At 53.3% G+C, this 895-nt stretch carries 1 protein-coding gene; it reads left to right on the plus strand.

The annotated features are described in order from the left end of the window. The first annotated feature begins 215 nt into the window (after window positions 1–215). On the plus strand, window positions 216–575 hold the full coding sequence (gene dksA / locus P1S46_12305) for an RNA polymerase-binding protein DksA (protein ID MDF1537247.1): 360 nt from the start codon (window positions 216–218) through the stop codon (window positions 573–575). Window positions 576–895: the final 320 nt, after the last annotated feature.

Consider the following 895-nt stretch of genomic DNA (forward strand, 5'->3'; position numbering starts at 1 on the left):
AAAACGACGCTTTTCCCTTTCCCCAGGACATTAATGAGCCAGGAAAAGTCCCGACTGGACTTTTTGCGACCCTGTCATAGTTCACGGTTCACAGTAAACCGTGAACTGTAAACCGTTCACCACAAAAGCTGGCCCTTTGCAATGGGCCAGCTTTTGTTGACACCTCCATCCAAATACAGTAACAAGAAATGTTATCTTCCAAGAAGGGGCTTTTGATGAAGAAGAAAGACATCGAACATTTCACCGAAAAGCTCAAGGCCTGGAAAGACGAACTGGTCCTCGAGGCAACCAGGACAGTGGACGGAATGACCGAGGAAAAGGCCCAGTTCGCAGACCCTACCGACCGGGCCTCCATGGAGACCGACAGGAATTTCCTGCTGCGGATCCGGGACCGCGAGAGAAGGCTTATCACCAAGATCGACCGCGCCCTGGGCAGGATCGAAGACGGCAGTTTCGGTCTATGCGAGGCTTGCGGTGAGGACATCGAGGTCAAGCGTCTCGATGCCCGGCCGGTAGCCACCCTCTGTATCGAGTGCAAGACGCTCCAGGAAGAGGAGGAGAAGCTGAATAAATAGGGAGGAAAAGTCCTTGTGGGACTTTTGCTCAACGGAAAGGAAAAAGCGGGGTTTTTCCTTTCCTCACGGGGACTGCTGAAATATCGCAAAAGTCCGTGCTGGCCTTTTGCTCAACGGAAAGGAAAAAGCGGGGTTTTTCCTTTCCTCACGGATCGCTGACATATTTGGCGGTCATCGATCCGGGCGCCTTTCCCAGGCGCGGCTGTTTAGCTAGCCCGGACTATTCACGAGGTTCTTTTCCGCTCTGGCTGCGTTGCTGTGTCGTTCGCTTGTGCGGAATACTAAAGTATGCCTCCGCGCTCACTCCACAGTCGCCTTGC

The sequence above is a fragment of the bacterium genome (assembly GCA_029210545.1).
GTDB lineage: Bacteria > BMS3Abin14 > BMS3Abin14 > BMS3Abin14 > BMS3Abin14 > JARGFV01.

What these genes read in the sequence shown, in the direction of transcription:
- dksA (MDF1537247.1), top strand. Translation starts at nt 216, where the DNA reads ATGAAGAAGAAAGACATCGAACATTTCACCGAAAAGCTCAAGGCCTGG.